Consider the following 17,553-nt stretch of genomic DNA (forward strand, 5'->3'; position numbering starts at 1 on the left):
TTTCCGGCAATGAACGGAACCTGCCCCCGGGTCCGGGGCGTTGTTTAGGTGCAAATGGCCAAGGTTCGGCCGCGACCCGGCGATATCGTCGGGGTCGATGATGCATCTCCGGAGAATGACTGACATGACCCGACGTTTTCGTGCCCTCTCGCTGGGGGCGGCGCTGATGACCGCCACCGCCCTGTCCGCGCCCGCCGCCCTGGCCCAGACGGCCCCGATGGCCGGCATGCATATGATGCAGGCCCCGCCGTCGCTGAACCTGTCCGCCCATGGCGAGGTACGCATGGCCCCGGATATGGCCACCATCAGCTTCGGCGTCCTGACCGAGGCCCCGACCGCCGCCGCGGCCATGCGCCAGAACGCGGCGCGCATGACCGAGGTCATGGCCGCCTTGCGTCGGGCCGGTATCGCCGAGCGTGACGTCCAGACCTCGGGCCTGAACCTGTCCGCCCAGTATGACTACGTCCAGAACCAGCCGCCGAAACTGCGCGGCTATCAGGCCAACAACCGGGTCACGGTGACCATCAACGACATGAATCGGGTCGGTACGACCGCTGACGCCGTGGTCGCCGCCGGGGTCAATCAGATCGACGGCATCAGCTTCGGCCTGAAGGACTCCGCCGCCGCCGAGGACCAGGCGCGCCGGCTGGCCGTGCGGGACCTGCAGGCCAAGGCCGCACTGTATGCCCAGGCGCTCGGCGTGCCGCTGGTCGGGATCCGTTCGCTCAGCGAGTCCGGCGGTTACAATCCGCGCCCCCCGCAGCCCATGTATGCCCGGGCGGAAATGAGTATGGCCGACAGTTCGACCCCGGTCGCCGCCGGTGAGCTGACGGTGCGCATCGATATTACCGGCGTTTACGATCTGGGACGCTAGGGTCACGACGCTATCCGGGAAGGGCCCGTCGGCGACGGCGGGCCCTTTTCCACTAGATCTCTGCGGGGTGGTTCGCTGCACGATTCCCTCTCTACGAGACGTTCATTTGACGCTGACGGTTCGCCCTCTATGGTCCGGACCGGGCCGCTTCCTGCCTGTTCCCGACCGGATTAGTCGCTTTTCATGAAACAGTTTTTCCTGACGGTGCTGGGTGTTTTTCTCGGCCTCATCCTGTTTGTCGTGATCGTGCCCTTCGTGCTGATCACCGCGGCCGTGTCCTCGGCCTCGGCCCCGCCGGTCACCGCCGCCAATACGGTGCTGGAACTGGACCTGCGCGAGGGGCTGACGGACCAGGATCCGACCAATCCCTTCGCCGCCTTCGGCGGATCGAGCCTGTCGGTCATGCAGGTGGTCGACACCCTGGCCCAGGCCGAGGACGACCGCCATGTGAAGGCCCTGCTGATCCGCCTGCCGGAAGCCGGGATCACACCGGCTGCCGCCGACGAGGTTCGTCAGGCCGTGCGGCGCTTCCGGGCCTCGGGCAAGGTCGTCATCGCCCACAGTCAGGGCTTCCAGCCGGTCGGCACCACCATTTCCAGCTATATGGTCGGGGCCTCGGCCTCTGAACTGTGGATGCAGAACACGGCCAGTTTCCAGCTGACGGGTTTTTCCGCCGACCAGGTCTTCCTCGGCCGGGCCTTCGACAAATACGGCGTCAACGCCCAGTTTGAACAGCGCTACGAGTACAAAAACGCTGTCAACGAATACACCCAGAGCGACTTCACCCCGGCCCATCGCGAGGCGATGACGGCGTGGATGACCTCCATCTACACCAGTGCCATTGCCAATGCCGCCAGTGACCGCAAGACCACTCAGGTCGCCCTGCGTACCGCGATCGAGGGCGGGCCCTGGTCATCGGCTGAAGCCCTGCAGCACAAGCTGATCGACAAGATCGGACAGGTCGAGGAGGCCGAGGCCGAAATCAAGCGGCGCGCCGGACGAAACGCGGTGATGGTTGAATTCGGCGACTACGCTTCGGCCAAGGGAGAGCGCAGCGGCTCGGGTCGGAACGCCATCGCCATCGTTGGCGGCGAAGGCGCGATCCTGACCGGTACCGGGGGGAGCGGCGGCTTCAGCAGCGGATCATCGATCCGCTCGGATGATCTGGCTGAGGCCCTCTATGACGCCATTGAGGACAAGGACGTGAAGGCTATCGTCTTCCGCGTCTCTTCGCCGGGCGGTTCGCCCGAGGCCTCGGAACAGATCCTCGCCGCCGTTCGCGCGGCCAGGGCGGCGGGCAAGCCGGTGGTGGTGTCGATGGGAGCCTACGCGGCCTCGGGCGGTTACTGGATCAGTTCGGAAGCTGACTACATTGTGGCCCAGCCTTCGACCCTGACCGGATCGATCGGGGTATACGGTGGCAAATTCGTGCTTGCCAACGCCCTGGGCCGTTTCGGCGTCGACATGCGCGGCCTGTCGGTCGGCGGTCAGTATGCGGATGCCTTTTCGCCGTCCGAGCCCTTCACGGTGGCCCAGCGCGCGGCGTTTTCTGCCTCGATGGATCGTACCTATGAGGAGTTCATTACCCGCGTCGCCACGGGACGGCACCTGACGCCCGCCCGGGTTCGGGAAATCGCCCGGGGCCGGGTCTGGACCGGGGCCCAGGCCAAGGCGCTCGGGCTGGTCGATGAACTCGGCGGTCTGCATGAGGCGATCAACCGGGCGCGCATTCTGGCGGAAATCCCTGAGGATGAGTCGGTCCGGTTCAAGCGCTATCCGGCCCCGAAATCGCCGTGGGAGGCCCTGTCGGACGCTTTTGGTGTTTCCAGCGAGGCGGCCCGGGTTCTGGTCGGGATCGGCGGAATCATGGCCGATCCGCAGGCGCAGGCCGTTATCCACCGAATCGAGGCGGATCGTATGCGCGGAACCGGTGCGTCGGTTCTCGCCGAACAACCGCTTGATTGATAGCGAGTTTATTCTCTGCGCCGCCTTTGGCTCATCCGCATGTTCAGGATTCACACTCGCCTGTGAAGGTCTGTTCCATTGACCGCAGGTCTGGATAGACCGACATTGTCGTCTGGACGTTCTCTGGAACGTTGCAACAGGTAGCTCGATGATCCCGACCAACGGTTTCAATCCGCAGGGGGCCAGCGCCCGTCGTCCGGTACCGGTGCTTCTGGCACCGGTGGTGTGGCTGTGCGGCCTGATCGCCACCCTGGCGGCCATGACCATTGGTGCCGTTCTGGCCGTCTTCACGGCCGTCGCCGTCACGGTTATTGCAGTGTTCGGCGCGGTGCTGATCTTTCTCGCCGGCCTGGCCATTCGTGCGCGTCGTCGTTTTTCCCGTCGTGACCGGCGGGGCGAGGATGTGATCGAGGCGCACAAGGTCGATGGGGAATGGGTCGCCTACGGCTGGGAACGTCAGGGGCGGTAAGCCCCATGCTCGACATCACTGACGCCCCGTCGCCGAGCTTTGATGCCCGGCGCGCACTGCCTGACATGCTGGTGCTCCACTATACCGGCATGCAAACCGCCGAGGCTGCCGTGGCCCGGCTGCGTGATCCTTCCGCCGAGGTTTCAGCCCATTATGTCGTGGACGAGGACGGTCGCATCCTGCGGCTGGTACCCGAGGAACGCCGCGCCTGGCATGCCGGCAAGGGCGCGTGGCAGGGCGAGACCGACTGCAATGCCGCCTCGATCGGTATCGAGATTGTCAATCCAGGCCATGAGTTCGGCTATCGCGCCTTTCCCGACGTCCAGATCGAGGCTGTGATCGCCCTGGTCGCCGACGTCCGCTCGCGCTGGACCATCCCCGACGCCCGGATCATCGCCCATTCCGACCTGGCCCCCGGCCGCAAGCAGGATCCCGGCGAGTTGTTTCCGTGGAAGACCCTGGCCGCCGCCGGCCACGGCCTGTGGTTCGAGCCCGCGCCTGAACGGATCGCTGCTCTCGGCCCGGCCCTGACCATCGGCGACGAGGGACTGGGCGTGATCGTGCTGCGCGCCGGTCTGCATCGCCTCGGCTATGGCCTGCCGCCCGGCGGCAACTATGACGACGACACCCGGCTGGCGGTCGAGGCCTTCCAGCGCCACTGGCGTCAGGATCGCGTCGACGGCATTGCCGACGGTGAAACCCGCGCCACCCTGATGGGGGTGTTGCAGCTGGCGGCGACGGAAAGCCCAACCGGCGTGCTGTCCTAGAGTACCATGGCGAACGGCCCCGATATCGACGCGCTCCGGCAGCAGGATCAGGCTTTCCGGGCGAAACAACGGACCCGGGTCAGGGCCGAGGTCGAGCGTCGGGGGCTGGCCTCCTTCATGAACCAGACACGCTGGATGGAGCTGAAAGCGGCTATCCAGCGCCTGACCTTTGCGCCGCCCTACCAGCGGCAGGACGTACTCGATTCCCCTGAACCCCTCTGGGAGAGCGACCGCATCCCGTCGCAGGGGTGCTGGTGTCACGAATGTCTGGAGCCGTTTCATTCGATCGAGTGGCTGCGGATCATTCCGCAGTACTGGCGCGAGACGGGGGCCCTGCTGCCGTTGACTCTGGCGGGTGACTGTTCGGAAGCGCTCCGGGACGAGTTGAAGGGACTGAACATTCCCTTCCGCGAAGATAGACGCGGGTTCTGGGTTTACGGTTATGCCGCAAGCGACCCGACCCTGGATCCGGATCCCGGTCCGACGGCGGATTGACGCGCGGGCCCGGAACGCCCATCTCTCGCGCACCAGACGGCCGGGCGGTCGCGGCGGGCGCTTGCGCCTGTCGAGGAAAGTCCGGGCTCCACGGTGAAAAGGCGGCGGGTAACGCCCGCCCGGGGTGACCCGAGGGATAGCGCCACAGAAAGCAAACCTCCGGACCTGCGGGACCGGTAAGGGTGAAAGGGTGGGGTAAGAGCCCACCGCGTCTCTGGTAACAGCGACGGCATGGCAAGCCCCGCCTGGAGCAAGACCGAATAGGGATGTCGCGCGGTTTCGGCCGCAGGGTTCACCGCCCGAGGCGTCCGGGTAGGTCGCGAGAACCGTCCGGCAACGGGCGGTCCAGAGGAATGATCGTCACCCGTCCCCGGACGGGGACAGAACCCGGCTTACAGGCCGTCTGGTATTTTTTTCGGTGAAACCACTGCCCGCACGTCCCGGGGGCTCGTTAGCCTCCGGGGGCCAGGGAGGGGTCCGCAAGTGGTCATCGGCCTCCCTATACTTGTGATGTTCTGTTTGTGTTCTGTCCCTGAACAGGTGTGCTGTGGCCGGGTCAGGTCGAACTTGGTTAAAAAGTGTCAACTATTCCCATTGAGACCCATTCGATCCCATGTTATCCCATTCGAATGAATTGGGGTTGAGCGGCGTCGCATAGGGCACGTCACGGATTTCAGGGGCGAGCTTACGGGCTCGATAGGGCAGAGCGTGTTTCTCTCGACCTACGAGAAGCAGCTGGACGGCAAGCGCCGTCTCTTGATCCCCCAGGAATTCCGCACGGCCGAAAACGGCGCAGAGCACGGCGTCTTCTGTTTTCCCTCTATTGAAGCGGACTGTCTCGAAGCCGGCGGTGACAAGCTGTTCGCCGAGTACCGGGATGTGATTGAGAGTCTACCCTTCGGTGACCCGTACCGGTCTGCGCTGGAGGCATCAATCTTCGGCGAGCAGAAGCCCCTGGCCTACGATTCCGGTGGCCGCATCACCCTGCCCGAATCCCTTTGTGCCGAGGTCGAACTGACCGAGGCGGTGGTCATCTACGGCGTCGGTGAACGGTTCCAGATCTGGAACCGCGAGAAGTGGGCCCTGCATCGCGCCGAGCAGCGTCGCATGGCCCGTGACGGCCTGGCCCAGTTCGGCGAGATGCGCCGTCAGATGCTCAAGCCCGGCGGTATCGGATGAGCGCACCTCACGCTCCCGTTCTGATCGACCAGGTGACCGCCGCCCTGACTCCCGGATCCGGTGATGTGATCATTGATGCCACCTTCGGGGCCGGCGGCTATACCCGGGCCATTCTGGCGACCGGGGCCGAGGTCATCGCCCTCGATCGCGACCCGACCGTCCAGCCCTATGCCGAGGCGGTCGCCAACGATTATCCCGGCAAATTCATCCTGGTGCGGACCCCGTTTTCGGGCCTGGCCGAGGCCTTCGCCGACAGCGGGCGTGAGCGGCTGGACGGCGTGGTTTTCGATATCGGTGTTTCCTCGATGCAGCTGGACCAGGCCGAGCGCGGCTTCTCCTTTATGCGCGACGGTCCGCTGGACATGCGGATGGGCGACGAGGGCGACACCGCCGCCGACATCGTCAACACCTGGGACCACGGGCCGATGGCCCACATCTTCAAACTGTACGGCGACGAGCGTCAGTCGGGCCGGGTGGCCACCGCCATCCTGCGGCGGCGGGTCGAAAAGCCGTTCGAGCGGACCCTCGATCTCGCGGCGGTGGTCGAGAAGGCGCTCGGCGGGCGACGCGGGGCGGCGATTCACCCGGCGACCCGGGTGTTCCAGGCCTTGCGTATCGCCGTCAATGACGAGCTGGGCGAGCTGCGTGCGGGGCTCGAGGCGGCCGAGGCCTGTCTGTCGCCCGGCGGGCGGCTGGCGGTGGTCACCTTCCATTCGCTGGAGGATCGGATCGTCAAGGCCTTCCTGACCGAGCGCAGCGGCAATGCGCCGGGCGGTTCACGTCATGCGCCAGCCTTGGTCGAGACCCGCAAGCCCAGTTTTACCCTGCAGTTCAAGGGGGCGCATGAGGCGAGCCCGGTCGAGCTGGACGCCAATCCCCGGGCCCGGTCGGCCCGGCTGCGCGCCGCTGTCCGCACTGCGGCCCCAGCGTGGGGAGGGCTGGCCGCGTGACGATGCAATTGGCTCCCCGAAATGCATTTCAGCGCCTGTTTGACTGGAAGGTTCGCGGCATCCGCTGGATCGAAATCATCGGTCTGATGCTGGTCGCGGCCATGATCTTCTCGGTCTATGTGGCCAAGGCCGGTGCGGCCCGCGAGGGCGCGCGCATCAGCGACCTTGAGCGCCAGATCGATCGCAACGGCCAGCGGGTACGCCTGCTTCGGGCCGAGGTGGCGCGGCTGGAGCAGCCTGCGCGTCTGGAGGCTCTGTCGCGTGACGCCGGCCTCGGTCCGGTCGACGTACATCGCCGGGCGACCGAGGCTGCCCTTTCGGTCCTTGCGCCGATACCTGATCCGCGTCCGGTGATCGTTGCCCCGACGACGGCAGCTGCAGCGGCCGAGACCGCAGCCGTGGGTGCCGAAGCCCCGATGACTCCGGAGGACGGTCGATGAGCGTCCATGATCATCTGCCGGTTTATGATCGTCCGGCACCGGGTTCGCGTCAGACCCGTCGGGTGTCGCCGTCGTGGCGCTGGCTGGCCGAGGGCATCTGGTGGATCGAGCACGCCTTCGGACGAGCACGTGCCGACGCGCGGCCTGAGGAAGATACTCGCGTCCGCATTTTTCTGATTCTGGCGGTCTTTGCCGTTGCCTTTGCCGGTCTGGCCGTGGGGGCGACCCACGCCGCCCTGATGGTTCCCCGTGGCGGCAGTGGGTCCCTCGGCAACCCGGGAGCTCTGGTCCGGGGCGATCTGGTGGACCGCAACGGGGCGTTGCTGGCGACCAACATCGTCCATTACGCCTTCTATATCGACCCGACCGAAGTCTGGGACCGGGAGGCTGCGGCGCGTCAGATCAAACGGGTTCTGCCGGGCGTTTCGTCGGCGCGCCTGCGTCGGGTTCTTGACGGCGATCGCCGTCTGATTGTTAGGCAGGGCCTGACACCGGCCGAGCGTGGTGCCCTGCATGGACTGGCGCTCGGCGGTCTGTCGTTCGAGCCCGAGGACCGGCGGGTCTATCCGCTGGGGACATCAGCCCGTCATCTTATCGGCGACGCTGATACCGGAGGCGTGGGAATTTCCGGGGCCGAGCTGGCCTTTAATGACGAAATCCGTGCCGCCGGAGCGAAGGGGGTCCCGTTCCAGCTGTCGATCGACCTCCGCGTTCAGGGTGTGCTGGAGAACGAGCTTGCCGTCGCCGCCGTGGAGAATGGAGCCAAGGGGGCTGTGGGCATCATTACCGATGTGCAGACCGGCGAGGTCCTGGGCATGGCCAGCTGGCCCACCAGCGACCGTCTCAACCGGGTGACTTCGGCCCACTATGAGATGGGGTCGGTGTTCAAGACCTTCACTGTGGCTGCGGGTCTCGACACGGGTCGGGCTGACATGAACACCCTGTTTGATGCGTCTGAAGCCTATATGATCGGCAACCGTCGCATCACCGATTTCCATGCCCAGAATCGGATTATGACTCTCGAGGAAGTTTACCTTCACTCCTCGAACATCGGTACGTCGCGGCTGGCGGTCGAGATGGGCGGCAACGTCATGCGCGATTATTTCACCCGCCTGGGTCTGATGGATGCGGCACCGATCGAGCTGAAGGAGTCGGCCCGTCCGCGCCGTCCGCGTCGCTGGGACGATTCGACCCTGGCCTCCCTGTCGTTTGGCTACGGCATCATGATCACCCCGGCCCAGATGGCGGTCGCCATGGGCGCGCTGACCAACGGCGGCCGGTTCATTCCCCTGACCCTGCGCAAGACCAGTGGCGCGCCGCCGCGCGGGCGGCAGGTTGTTTCGCCCGGGACGTCCCAGACCCTGCTCGACCTGTTGCGGCTGAATGTGGTGCGCGGCTCGGGCGGTTTCGCCGAGGCCGCAGGTCTGCGTGTCGGCGGCAAGACCGGCTCGGCCAACAAGCTGGTCGGAGGTCACTATGATCCGACTCATGCGGTCGGCACCTTCACGGCGGTCTTCCCCGCCGACGGTCCCCTTGATGCGCGGCGCTATTCGATCCTGATCCTGATCGACGAGCCCTCGGCCTATCCGCGCACCGGCGGCTATGTCGCCGCTCCGGCGGTGGGCCGGATCGCCGACCGCATCGCCCCCTTCCTCGGAGTCGAGCGCCGCGCCGACGCCTGGCGCACGGCCCAGGGCGAGCGGGTTCCGACTCTTGAGGGCGTGGAAGGGGACGGCAGATGAGCGCTCGCCGCCTGTCCGACCTGCTGTGCCGTGATGTGGCCGCTGATCCGGTCATCACCGGGGTGACCGCCGACAGCCGTCAGGTCGGGCCCGGGTCCCTGTTCGTCGCCATGCCGGGCAGTGTCGTCGATGGCCGTGCCTTCATCCCCCAGGCTCTGGCCCAGGGCGCTGCTGCGGTGCTGGCCCCGCCGGATACGCCGGACGGCTCGGCTCCGGTCCTGGTCACCTCGGCGGATGTGCGTCGCGCCTATGCCCTGGCCGCGCGCAGTTTCTATGGCACCCAGCCGACCGTGTGCGTGGCCGTTACCGGCACCAACGGCAAGACCTCGGTCGCCACCTTCTGTCGTCAGATCTGGGCCTCGCTCGGTCTCAAGGCCGCCAGCATGGGTACCCTCGGGGTCGTCGCCCAGGCCGGCAATGCTCACCGGGTCCTGACCCCGCCGGGTCTGACCAGCCCGGACGCTGCAGATGCCGCCCGAACCCTGGCCCAGCTGGCGCGGGAAAAGGTCACCCATCTGGCACTTGAGGCCTCGTCCCATGGTGTCGACCAGCGTCGGCTGGACGGAGTCACGTTCAGGGCGGCGGCCTTTACCAACCTATCCCAGGATCATCTCGACTATCACGGCACGATGGAGGACTACCGCGCCGCCAAGCTGCGGCTGTTCGAAACCCTGCTGCCGCGCGGCCGCACGGCTGTTCTGAACGCCGATTCCGGGGCCTACTCCAGCTTCGCCTCGGCCAGTATCATGTCGGGTCTCGGGGTGATGGGGGTAGGCGAACGGGGGCGTGACCTGACCCTGATCGAACGCCGCCCGACGCTCGAGGGACAGCGACTGATCATCGACGTCCGGGGCACGTTGCATGACATTCTGCTGCCGCTGGCCGGAGCCTTTCAGGCCTCGAACGCACTGGTCGCGGCCGGGCTCTGTATCGCTGCGGGAGAATCCCCCGACCGTGTTCTGGCCGCCCTGTGCAATCTGACCGGGGCCCAGGGACGTCTGCAGCGTATTCCCGGTTCGACCCGCGGCGAAGTCTATGTCGACTACGCCCATACGCCCGACGGGCTGGAGACGGTGCTGGCGGCCCTGCGTCCCCATGCGATCGGTCGATTGATCGTGGTCTTCGGTGCCGGCGGCGATCGTGACCGGGCCAAGCGTCCGTTGATGGGAGAGGTCGCCGGCCGTCTGGCCGATGTCGCCATCATCACGGATGACAATCCCCGCTCGGAAGATCCCGCCGCGATCCGCAAGGCGGTGCGTGAGGGCTGCCCCGACGGGCTGGAGATCGGTGACCGTCGTGAGGCCATTCGTCAGGCAATCGCCATCATGGGCCCCGGAGATGTGGTGGTGATCGCCGGAAAAGGGCATGAACAGGGTCAGATCGTCGGTCCGCTGACCTTGCCGTTCGACGATGCCGCTGAAGCGACCGAGGCCCTGCGCGTCCATGCCTGATCTGACTGTTCCCCTCTGGACGGCCCCCGATATTGCTCTGGCCACCGGAGGCCGGATCGAAGGCGGGGCCTTTTCGGTTCGAGGCATCACCTACAACAGTCGCGAGATTGTCCCGGGTGACCTGTTTATCGCCCTGAAGGGCGAACGCGACGGGCACGATTTCGTCGCCTCTGCCTTCGCCGCCGGAGCCTCGGGTGCCCTTGTCGAACGTCCGGTCGACGGCGGCCCCTGTATCGTCGTGCCAGACACCCTTCATGCGCTCGAGGCCATGGGGGCGGCGGCGCGGGACCGGGCTCCACACGTGCGTCGCGGGGCCGTCACCGGCTCGGTCGGCAAGACCAGCGTGACCCAGGCGATCAAAGCCGGGCTCGATCTGGCCGGTCCGGCCCATGCCTCGATCAAGAGCTACAACAACCATATCGGCGTGCCCCTGACCCTGGCCCGGATGCCGGCCTCGGTCGAGCGCGCGGTGTTCGAGATCGGCATGAACGCGCCCGGCGAGATCGGACCGTTGAGCCGGATGGTCCAGCCGCATGCTGTCTGCGTGACCACGGTCGGCCCTGTCCATATCGAGGGCTTCAGCGACGGCGAGACCGGCGTGGCGCGCGAGAAGGCCGCCATCTTCGAGGGGCTCGGCCCGGGCGGGATGGCGGTGATCAACGGCGACAATCCCTGGCAGCAGGTGCTGCACCAGGCCGCCCTGCACGCCGGAGCCCGCATCGCTACCTTCGGTTCGGAACCGGGCCATGACGCCCGTCTGATCGACTTCCAGCCGGGGCCCGAGGGCGCGCGCGTTTCGGCCGAAATCCGGGGTCGTACCCATCATTTCAATCTCAGCCAGTCGGGCTTCCACTGGGGACTGAACAGTCTGGCCGTGATCCTGATGCTGGAAGCCCTGGACGTTCCGGTCGAGACGGCGCTGACGGCCCTGTCAGACTTCCAGCCGCTGGCGGGCCGCGGGCAGGTTCGCACGGTCAATATTCCGGGCGGCGCTTTCACCCTGATCGACGAGAGCTACAACGCCAATCCCCTGTCGATGAAGGCCGGAATTCTCAGTCTCGGTGCGCGGACGGTTGCGACCGGCGGGCGACGGGTGCTGATCCTGTCGGACATGCTGGAGCTGGGCGATCAGTCGCGACCCCTACATGAGGGCCTGGCCGAAATCATCGAGGCCAGCGCCATCGATGTGGTGCACATGGCGGGCACCCAGATGCGGTTTCTCCATGACGCCATGACGCTTGAGCGGCGCGGCCTGTGGCACCCGACCGCCGCGGCGCTGGCCGAACATGCCGATGATCTCGCCGGGCCGCGCGATGTGGTGATGGTCAAGGGGTCGAACGGTTCGAAGGCGTCGCTCGTGGCCGCCGCCCTCGCCGATCTCGAACGCCGCCACGACGCCCGGTTCAACGACGCAACAGGGAGCGTCTGATGTTCTATCTGCTCTACCTCTACTACGCCGATATCGCGAAGGATTATCCGCTGCTGAATCTGGTCCAGTACCAGACGGTGCGGGTCGCCCTGGCCATGGCGACCGCCATGATCGTCGCGGTGGCCATGGGCAGTCGCTTCATCGCCTGGATGCGGGCCAAACAGGGCAAGGGTCAGCCGATCCGCTCTGACGGTCCCGTCAGCCACCTGTCCAAGGTGGGCACCCCGACCATGGGCGGATTGATGATCCTGGCCGGGATCGCGGTGGCCGTCTTCCTGTGGGGAGACTTGACCAATCCCTACATCTGGATCGTCTCCGGGGTGACGGCGGCCTTCGGGGTGCTGGGCTTCATCGACGACTACGCCAAGGTCACCAAACAGAGCTCGGCCGGTCTGTCCTCGAAACAGAAGCTGCTGGCCCAGACCGTGATCGCCGTGGTGGCCGGGACTCTGACCGTGCTGTGGATGACGGCCTCGCCGACTACGCCGGGTCTGGAGACCTCGATCGCCTTCCCCTTCTTCAAGGCGGTGCTGCTGAACATCGGCTGGTTCTATGTGGTGTTCGCCGCCTTCACGATCATCGGCTTTTCCAATGCCGTGAACCTGACCGACGGCCTTGATGGCCTGGCCATCGTGCCGGTGATGATGGCCGCGGCGGCCTTCGGCATGATCACCTATCTGGTCGGCAATTTCATCTTTTCGGAATATCTGCAGATCCACCACGTGCCCGGCGCGGGCGAGCTGGCGGTGTTCTGCGCAGCCATCATCGGCGGGGGCACCGGCTTCCTCTGGTACAATGCCCCGCCGGCCAAGATCTTCATGGGCGACACCGGTTCCCTGGCCCTGGGCGGGGCGCTCGGGGCCATCGCCGTGGCGACCAAGCACGAGCTGGTGCTGGGTATCGTCGGTGGTCTGTTCGTGATCGAGGCGGCTTCGGTCATGATCCAGGTCGCCTATTTCAAGGCCACGAAGAAACGCATCTTCCTGATGGCCCCGATCCACCACCATTTCGAAAAGCTGGGCTGGCCGGAATCGACCGTGGTGATCCGCTTCTGGATCGTCTCGGCCATGCTGGCCCTGGCCGGTCTGGCCACGCTGAAGCTCAGGTAGCCCCATGATCCCCGTCCCCGGTTTCGAAGGGCGGCGCATCGCGGTCTTCGGCCTGGGACGGTCGGGGATCACCGCCGCACGCGCCCTGAAGGCCGGCGGGGCCTTACCTGTGCTGTGGGACGACAGCGTCTCCAGCCGCATGCAGGCCCAGGCCGAGGGTTTCGATGTCGAGGACCTGACCGTGGCCGACTGGTCGGGCTTCGCCGCCCTGGTCCTGTCGCCGGGCGCGCCCCTGACCCATCCCGAGCCGCACTGGACCGTCGGCAAGGCGCAGGCCGCCGGCGTCGAGATCATCGGCGACATCGAGCTGTTCGCCCGGGCCATCGCCGCCCTGCCGGAAGGCCAGCGCCCGAAGGTCGTGGCCATCACCGGCACCAACGGCAAGTCGACAACGACGGCCCTGATTGGCTGGGTGCTGGAACAAGCCGGTCTGACCGTCCATGTCGGCGGCAATATCGGCATCGGGGTGCTGGCCCTGCCGGCCCCTACACCGGACGCGGTCTATGTGATCGAGGTGTCGAGCTACCAGCTGGACCTGACCACGACCTTCGCGCCGGACGTGGCCATCCTGACCAACATCAGCCCCGACCATCTGGACCGGCATGGCGGGATGGAGGGCTATGTCGCGGCCAAGACCCGGATATTTCAGGCTCAGGGACCGGACGCTGTGGCTCTGGTCAGTCTCGACGACGACCGGAGCCACCGGATCGCGCGTGACCTCTCGGCCCCGGGGCGACATGTCCGCACCGTGTCGACCGCGGTCGCCGCCGAAATTCGCGTCGACGACGGCGTGTTGAGCATTGCGGGCGAACCCGTCGCCAGTTTGAACACCGCCCGTTCGCTTCCCGGCCGCCACAACGCCCAGAACGCCGCCTTCGCCTGGGGCGCAGCCCGGGCCCTGGGGGTGCCACGCGAGGTAGCCGCCGGCGGTTTGATGACCTTTCCCGGTCTCGCCCACCGGATGGAACATGTCGGCACGCTTGGAACCGTGCGCTTCATCAACGACTCCAAGGCCACCAATGCCGATGCCGCGCGGCAGGCGCTGACCTCCTACGAACGCAGCTTCTGGATCGCCGGGGGGCGGGCCAAGGGCGGCGGCATCGACGACCTCGAGGATCTGTTCCCGCGCGTGGTCGAGGCCTTCCTGATCGGCGAGGCGGCCGGTCCGTTCGCGGCCCGTCTCGGCGACACGCCCCACCGCATCAGCGGCGACATGGCCAGCGCCGTGCAGGCCGCCGCCGCCGCCGCCATGGTCACCGGCCGCGACGAGGTCGTCCTGCTGTCACCCGCCGCCGCCAGCTTCGATCAGTATCCCGACTTCGAGGCCCGGGGCGAGGCGTTCCGCGCCGCCGTCCTGGCCCTCGGCGCGACCCCGGCGGCGAGCGCATGACCCACGGCTACACCCCCGCCTTCTCCCGCAACGACCAGGGCCCGATTGCCAAATGGTTCTGGACCGTCGACCGCGGCCTGCTGGGCGCGGCCCTGGGGCTGATGGGCATAGGCGTGGCGCTCAGCTTCGCCTCCAGCCCGGCGGCCATTCTTGCCGATGAGTCGATTACCGACCCGTTCCACTATTCATGGCGCATGATTGTCTTCGCCACGATGGGCCTGGGTGTGATGTTGACGAGTTCATTGCTGTCACCCCGCGGTGTGCGCCGGATCGCAGTGCTGGCGTTGTGCGGAGCCCTGCTGATCATGGCCATGCTGCCGTTCATCGGTGACACGGTGAAGGGGGCCGCGCGCTGGATCAATCTGGGTCCGTTCAGCCTGCAACCGTCCGAATTCGCCAAGCCCGCCCTGATCGTTGTCGCCGCCTGGATGTTCGCCGAAACCCAGAAGGGCCAGGGGGTGCCCGGTGTCTCCATCGCCTTCGGCTTCTATGCCGCGACCGTATTCCTGCTGCTGATCCAGCCCGACATCGGCCAGACCCTGCTGATCACCACCACCTTTATGGCGGTGTTCTTTATGGCCGGGGTGCCGCTGAAATGGATGGCGGTGCTGGGCGGGCTGGTGCTGTCGGGCATGTTCTCGATCTATTTCCTGTTCGACCATGTGCGGGTGCGGCTGGCCAAATTCATCTCGCCCGGAGCTGAGGACACCCATCAGGTCGACCGCGCGTCCGAAGCCATTCGGGCCGGCGGTCTGGTCGGCCGCGGGGTCGGTGAGGGGGTAATGAAACGTCACGTCCCCGACCTGCATACCGATTTCATCTATTCCGTCGGGGCCGAGGAGTTCGGTCTGGTCCTGTCCCTGACCATGATCGCCCTTTACGCCTTCATCGTCATTCGCGGCATGAGGCGGGCGATGAAGCTCAATGACCCGTTCGAGCAGACGGCCGCGGCCGGTCTGTTCATCCTGATCGGGCTGCAGGCCTGCATCAATGTCGCGGTGAACCTGAACCTGATCCCGACCAAGGGCATGACCCTGCCCTTCATCAGCTATGGGGGATCGTCGATGCTGGCCATGGGCCTGACCATGGGCTTCGCCCTGGCCCTGACCCGTCGCCGCCCCGGGGCCTATGAGCCGGGGGCCAGCCTGCCCCAGCGTCGTCGCCTGCTGCCCTGATTTCGCGGCCCGCTCTCGGCACGGAGGCGGGGGTGACGTAAGGAGGCGGGGCAAACCCGGAGAGTCCATGTCGTCCCGAGTCCCGTCGTCCAGAGTCTGTGTCGTCGCCGCCGGGGGTACCGGGGGCCATATGTTTCCGGCGGAGGCCCTCGCCCGCGAGCTGGCCGGGCGCGGCTGGCGCATCGTTCTGGCCACCGACCGGCGCGGCGAACAGTACGCTACGGCCTTTCCGGCCGAGGAACGCCTGGCGCTGGACGCCGCCACCGGCTCCGGTCCGCTGGGTCTGGCCAGGGCCGGTCTGGCTATCGGTCGCGGCGTAGTCCAGGCTCGTTCGGCCTTCCGGCGGCTGGATGTGGCCGTGGCCGTGGGCTTCGGCGGCTATCCGTCGGCCCCGGCCCTGCTGGCGGCGATCAGTCAGGGACGACCCGCCCTGCTGCACGAACAGAATGCGGTTCTTGGTCGTACCAACCGGCTACTGGCCCCCTGGGTGAAGGCCCTGGCCTCATCCTTCCCCGCACTCGAACGGGTACCCGCGGGCGTGACCGGCAAGGTGCGTCTGGTGGGCAATCCGGTACGCCCGGACATTCGCGTCCTGTACGACCGTCCTTATGTCGCGCCTGTTGACGGCGGTCCGATCCGACTCGTCGTCACCGGCGGCAGTCAGGGCGCGCGGATCCTGTCGGAGATCGTCCCCCGGGCCCTGGCGGCCCTGCCGGACCCGGTCCGGACCCGCCTGCGGGTGCAGCAACAATCCCGTCCCGAGATGCTTGAGGCGGCGCAGGACGTCTATCGGTCAGCCGGAATCGAGGCCGAGGTAGCTCCCTTCTTCGGCGACATGGCCGCGCGGCTTTCGGCCGCCCATCTGGTCGTCGGCCGCGCCGGGGCTTCGACCTGTTCGGAACTGGCCGTTTCGGCCCTGCCGTCGGTGCTGATCCCGCTGAAGATCGCCATGGATGACCACCAGCGCTTCAATGCCCGCGGACTGGTCGATGCCGGGGCGGCTGAAATGGTGCTCGAGGACGACGTCTCGATCGCGACGATGACCGCGATTCTCGGAGGGGTTCTGGCGGATCCGGCGCGTCTTTCGGCCATGTCCGCCGGGGCCCGGTCCGTGGCCTTGCCCGATGCGAGCGCGCGCCTCGCCGACCTGGTCGAGGCGACGGCAGGGGTGCGGTGAACACCCTCTGTTAACCGCCTTCGAAAACCTCGCTTACAGACCTGCGCTGTATCTGTGAGGCATGTATTGCGAACAAGCCGGATTTGACCTCGCTTCGGCCATGCCTGACCGGCGCCGATTCGCGCGCCAGATGTTCCGTACCCAGCGACGCCCCGAAGAGCGTGTCACCATGCTGGGCGAGGTGATCGATCTGGTTCGTCCGGAAGAGGTCCTGCACCATGTCGCCGGATGGGTGCGCGACAGCCGCAAGGCCCTGGTCGCCAACCACAATCTGCACAGCCTCTATCTGGTCCGCGGCAATGCCACGATGCGGCGCTTCTACCAGCTCGCCGATCTGGTCCAGCTGGATTCGACGCCACTGGTCTGGTTCGGCCGCATGATGGGCCTGTCCAGCCGCCCCTTCCATCGCTGTACCTATCTGGACTGGCGCCATCATTTCTGGAGTCTGGCCAATCGCAACGGCTGGCGTGTGATGTATGTCGGCGGTGCCCCCGGCGTGGCCGAGCGTGCGGCGGGTCGCCTGTCGCAGGGCTCACCCGGTGCCACGATCGCTGTGCTGGACGGCTATTTCGACGCCTCCACCGGCTCGAGCGACAATGCCGAGGTGCTGGCCGCTGTGGCTGATTTTCAGCCCAATATCCTGTTCGTCGGCATGGGGATGCCGCGTCAGGAAGCCTGGATCGCCGACAATATCGACGCCTTGCCCGACGCCGTCATCCTGTCGGTCGGGGCCGCCTTCGACTATGAGGCCGGCGAACAGAAGGCCGCGCCGCGCTGGATGGGCCGCCTGGGTGTGGAATGGCTGTATCGTCTGGTCGTCGATCCGAAGCGCCTGTTCACCCGCTACTGCGTCGAGCCGTGGAGTCTGATGGGTCCGGCTATCCGCGACCTGTCGCGCGCCCGTTCACGAAACGCCGCTCTCTAGACAACAGCGCGTCTCA

General features: G+C 66.6%; 16 protein-coding genes and 1 other RNA gene. All 17 read left to right on the forward strand.

Going from position 1 to position 17,553, the window contains the following annotated elements:
* Positions 1-124: 124 nt before the first annotated feature.
* The 17 genes from AAC050_RS12175 to AAC050_RS12255 all read left to right on the forward strand — a co-directional run bounded on the left by AAC050_RS12175 (position 125) and on the right by AAC050_RS12255 (position 17,537).
* Positions 125-874 (forward strand): SIMPL domain-containing protein, encoded by a 750-nt coding sequence (locus tag AAC050_RS12175; protein WP_339915355.1) that lies wholly within the window; start codon positions 125-127, stop codon positions 872-874.
* A 183-nt stretch (positions 875-1,057) separates the two neighbouring features.
* Positions 1,058-2,839 (forward strand): signal peptide peptidase SppA, encoded by a 1,782-nt coding sequence (gene sppA, locus AAC050_RS12180; RefSeq protein WP_339915356.1) that lies wholly within the window; start codon positions 1,058-1,060, stop codon positions 2,837-2,839.
* Between the two features lie 148 nt (positions 2,840-2,987).
* Positions 2,988-3,308 (forward strand): hypothetical protein, encoded by a 321-nt coding sequence (locus AAC050_RS12185; protein ID WP_339915357.1) that lies wholly within the window; start codon positions 2,988-2,990, stop codon positions 3,306-3,308.
* 5 nt (positions 3,309-3,313) lie between these two features.
* Complete coding sequence (locus AAC050_RS12190; RefSeq protein WP_339915358.1) at positions 3,314-4,075, forward strand: N-acetylmuramoyl-L-alanine amidase; 762 nt, start codon at positions 3,314-3,316, stop codon at positions 4,073-4,075.
* A gap of 6 nt (positions 4,076-4,081) precedes the next feature.
* The gene (locus tag AAC050_RS12195; protein WP_339915359.1) at positions 4,082-4,570 is read left to right on the forward strand and encodes a DUF6678 family protein; all 489 of its coding nucleotides are present in this window, start codon (positions 4,082-4,084) and stop codon (positions 4,568-4,570) included.
* A 32-nt stretch (positions 4,571-4,602) separates the two neighbouring features.
* Positions 4,603-4,981, forward strand: an RNA gene (rnpB, locus tag AAC050_RS12200) — RNase P RNA component class A.
* A 297-nt stretch (positions 4,982-5,278) separates the two neighbouring features.
* Positions 5,279-5,749, forward strand: a complete 471-nt coding sequence (locus tag AAC050_RS12205) for a division/cell wall cluster transcriptional repressor MraZ (protein WP_339915360.1) — start codon at positions 5,279-5,281, stop codon at positions 5,747-5,749.
* Complete coding sequence (gene rsmH, locus AAC050_RS12210; protein WP_339915361.1) at positions 5,746-6,699, forward strand: 16S rRNA (cytosine(1402)-N(4))-methyltransferase RsmH; 954 nt, start codon at positions 5,746-5,748, stop codon at positions 6,697-6,699. The genes AAC050_RS12205 and rsmH overlap by 4 nt, the downstream gene beginning before the upstream one ends.
* 2 nt (positions 6,700-6,701) lie before the next feature.
* On the forward strand, positions 6,702-7,139 hold the full coding sequence (locus tag AAC050_RS12215; RefSeq protein WP_339915389.1) for a cell division protein: 438 nt from the start codon (positions 6,702-6,704) through the stop codon (positions 7,137-7,139).
* Positions 7,136-8,881, forward strand: coding sequence for a penicillin-binding protein 2 (locus AAC050_RS12220; protein ID WP_339915362.1), 1,746 nt, complete (start codon positions 7,136-7,138; stop codon positions 8,879-8,881). The genes AAC050_RS12215 and AAC050_RS12220 overlap by 4 nt, the downstream gene beginning before the upstream one ends.
* The gene (locus AAC050_RS12225) at positions 8,878-10,332 is read left to right on the forward strand and encodes a UDP-N-acetylmuramoyl-L-alanyl-D-glutamate--2,6-diaminopimelate ligase (protein ID WP_339915363.1); all 1,455 of its coding nucleotides are present in this window, start codon (positions 8,878-8,880) and stop codon (positions 10,330-10,332) included. The genes AAC050_RS12220 and AAC050_RS12225 overlap by 4 nt, the downstream gene beginning before the upstream one ends.
* A complete protein-coding gene (gene murF, locus AAC050_RS12230) occupies positions 10,325-11,761 on the forward strand; it encodes a UDP-N-acetylmuramoyl-tripeptide--D-alanyl-D-alanine ligase (protein WP_339915364.1) in 1,437 nt (478 codons plus the stop codon). The genes AAC050_RS12225 and murF overlap by 8 nt, the downstream gene beginning before the upstream one ends.
* Positions 11,761-12,870, forward strand: a complete 1,110-nt coding sequence (gene mraY / locus AAC050_RS12235; protein WP_339915365.1) for a phospho-N-acetylmuramoyl-pentapeptide-transferase — start codon at positions 11,761-11,763, stop codon at positions 12,868-12,870. Before murF ends, mraY begins: the two co-directional genes overlap by 1 nt.
* Positions 12,871-12,874: 4 nt before the next feature.
* Positions 12,875-14,260: a UDP-N-acetylmuramoyl-L-alanine--D-glutamate ligase gene (murD, locus tag AAC050_RS12240; RefSeq protein ID WP_339915366.1), complete on the forward strand. Its 1,386-nt coding sequence runs from the start codon at positions 12,875-12,877 to the stop codon at positions 14,258-14,260.
* On the forward strand, positions 14,257-15,435 hold the full coding sequence (gene ftsW / locus AAC050_RS12245; protein WP_339915367.1) for a putative lipid II flippase FtsW: 1,179 nt from the start codon (positions 14,257-14,259) through the stop codon (positions 15,433-15,435). The genes murD and ftsW overlap by 4 nt, the downstream gene beginning before the upstream one ends.
* Positions 15,436-15,502: 67 nt before the next feature.
* Positions 15,503-16,612, forward strand: a complete 1,110-nt coding sequence (gene murG, locus AAC050_RS12250) for an undecaprenyldiphospho-muramoylpentapeptide beta-N-acetylglucosaminyltransferase (RefSeq protein ID WP_339915368.1) — start codon at positions 15,503-15,505, stop codon at positions 16,610-16,612.
* Positions 16,613-16,742: 130 nt separating this feature from the next.
* Complete coding sequence (locus tag AAC050_RS12255; protein WP_339915369.1) at positions 16,743-17,537, forward strand: WecB/TagA/CpsF family glycosyltransferase; 795 nt, start codon at positions 16,743-16,745, stop codon at positions 17,535-17,537.
* Positions 17,538-17,553 lie beyond the last annotated feature (16 nt).

The sequence above is a fragment of the uncultured Brevundimonas sp. genome, assembly GCF_963974615.1.
GTDB lineage: Bacteria > Pseudomonadota > Alphaproteobacteria > Caulobacterales > Caulobacteraceae > Brevundimonas.

Excerpts from the sequence above, each read along its gene's own strand:
- AAC050_RS12175 (WP_339915355.1), top strand. The coding sequence starts at position 125 with ATGACCCGACGTTTTCGTGCCCTCTCGCTGGGGGCGGCGCTGATGACC.
- sppA (WP_339915356.1), top strand. The coding sequence starts at position 1,058 with ATGAAACAGTTTTTCCTGACGGTGCTGGGTGTTTTTCTCGGCCTCATC.
- AAC050_RS12185 (WP_339915357.1), top strand. The coding sequence starts at position 2,988 with ATGATCCCGACCAACGGTTTCAATCCGCAGGGGGCCAGCGCCCGTCGT.
- AAC050_RS12190 (WP_339915358.1), top strand. The coding sequence starts at position 3,314 with ATGCTCGACATCACTGACGCCCCGTCGCCGAGCTTTGATGCCCGGCGC.
- AAC050_RS12195 (WP_339915359.1), top strand. The coding sequence starts at position 4,082 with ATGGCGAACGGCCCCGATATCGACGCGCTCCGGCAGCAGGATCAGGCT.
- rsmH (WP_339915361.1), top strand. The coding sequence starts at position 5,746 with ATGAGCGCACCTCACGCTCCCGTTCTGATCGACCAGGTGACCGCCGCC.
- AAC050_RS12215 (WP_339915389.1), top strand. The coding sequence starts at position 6,702 with ATGCAATTGGCTCCCCGAAATGCATTTCAGCGCCTGTTTGACTGGAAG.
- AAC050_RS12220 (WP_339915362.1), top strand. The coding sequence starts at position 7,136 with ATGAGCGTCCATGATCATCTGCCGGTTTATGATCGTCCGGCACCGGGT.
- AAC050_RS12225 (WP_339915363.1), top strand. The coding sequence starts at position 8,878 with ATGAGCGCTCGCCGCCTGTCCGACCTGCTGTGCCGTGATGTGGCCGCT.
- murF (WP_339915364.1), top strand. The coding sequence starts at position 10,325 with ATGCCTGATCTGACTGTTCCCCTCTGGACGGCCCCCGATATTGCTCTG.
- mraY (WP_339915365.1), top strand. The coding sequence starts at position 11,761 with ATGTTCTATCTGCTCTACCTCTACTACGCCGATATCGCGAAGGATTAT.
- murD (WP_339915366.1), top strand. The coding sequence starts at position 12,875 with ATGATCCCCGTCCCCGGTTTCGAAGGGCGGCGCATCGCGGTCTTCGGC.
- ftsW (WP_339915367.1), top strand. The coding sequence starts at position 14,257 with ATGACCCACGGCTACACCCCCGCCTTCTCCCGCAACGACCAGGGCCCG.
- murG (WP_339915368.1), top strand. The coding sequence starts at position 15,503 with ATGTCGTCCCGAGTCCCGTCGTCCAGAGTCTGTGTCGTCGCCGCCGGG.
- AAC050_RS12255 (WP_339915369.1), top strand. The coding sequence starts at position 16,743 with ATGTTCCGTACCCAGCGACGCCCCGAAGAGCGTGTCACCATGCTGGGC.